The organism is Methylibium sp. T29-B (assembly GCF_000576225.1).
Classification (GTDB): Bacteria; Pseudomonadota; Gammaproteobacteria; order Burkholderiales; family Burkholderiaceae_C; genus Methylibium; species Methylibium petroleiphilum.
The window spans coordinates 1-1,195 of record NZ_AZSN01000355.1 but is presented as its reverse complement, the minus strand read 5'-3'; the positions used below and the strand labels follow the sequence as shown (position 1 = coordinate 1,195).

Annotated in this window: 1 protein-coding gene; it reads right to left on the bottom strand. The window is 67.5% G+C overall.

All coding sequences use genetic code 11. The annotated features are described in order from the left end of the window. Window positions 1–23: 23 nt before the first annotated feature. A complete protein-coding gene (locus tag Y694_RS21880) occupies window positions 24–986 on the bottom strand; it encodes an IS110 family transposase (protein ID WP_036236721.1) in 963 nt (320 codons plus the stop codon). Window positions 987–1,195: the final 209 nt, after the last annotated feature.

Below are 1,195 nucleotides of genomic sequence, written 5' to 3'. Positions count from 1 at the left end.
GTACTGAGTAACCGTCTTCCGAGTCAAGCGCCGTGAAGCGAGTTGTCCCAGGGCTTGTTGGTTCTGACCATGGCATTGAGCGTGGTCAGGAGCTTGCGCATGCAGGCGACCAAGGCGACCTTGGGCAGCTTGCCGGCGGCGATCAGGCGGTCGTAGAAGGTCTTGATGGCGGGATTGCGGCGGCTGGCGGTCAGCGCGGCCATGTACAGCACGCGGCGGACGTCGAAGCGCCCGCCCTGGATGCGTCGTCGGCCCTTGCTGGAGCCCGAGTCGTTGGCCATCGGTGCGATGCCTACCAGCGCGGCGATCTCGCGCCGGTTGAGCCGGCCGAGCTCGGGCAACTCGGCGATCAGGGTGGCACTGGCCACCGGGCCGATGCCGCTGGCCGACTGAAGCAACCGGTCGAGCTCTGCGAAGTGCTCGCGCACGTGAGCGACCATCTGGCCTTCGATCTCGTCGAGCTGCGCCTTGATGGCCGCCACGATGGCCTCGATGCTCGGGTGCAGGCCCTTGGGCGTGATCTGCAGCCGCTGGCGCTCGCTCAGCAGCATGGCCAGCAGTTGGCGCCGGCGTGTGACCAGCGCGGCCAGCCACTGCTGCTGCGGATCGGCCAGCGGGCGCAGGAAGCGGGCGAGATCGTCGCGGCGCAGCAGCACCGCGGCGAACTCCGCCAACATGCGAGCGTCCACCTTGTCCGTCTTGGCCAGACGACCCATCGACTTGGCGAAGTCACGCGCCTGGCGCGGGTTGACCACCGCCACGGGCAGGCCCGCGGCCTGCAACGCGCAGGCCAACTCCGTCTCGTAGCCGCCGGTGGCCTCCATCACCAGCAGCGCCACGTTCAGCGGCTTCAAGGCCGCCGTCAACGCCGAGTGAGCTTCGGCCTGGTTGTCAAACCGCTGGGCATCGAGCTTGGCGCCCAGCACCGAGACATCGACATGCGCCTTGGCCACGTCGATGCCCACCACCACTGAGGAAGCAGACATGGTCTTCGGATCCCTTGCTTGTGCATGCGCGCTCGGCCAGGCCGGCGCGCGTAACCGTTCGGGCTTCAGGAAGACCAGCACGGCGGCCGTGCGCTCTCTACTCAGTAACGGGCTCGATGGCCCCAGCGCGTACCAAGCTGCACGGGCCGGTCTGGTCGCCTCAACGGCGATCAGACTCTACCGTTCTGGCCTGGTCTGAACATACAAGC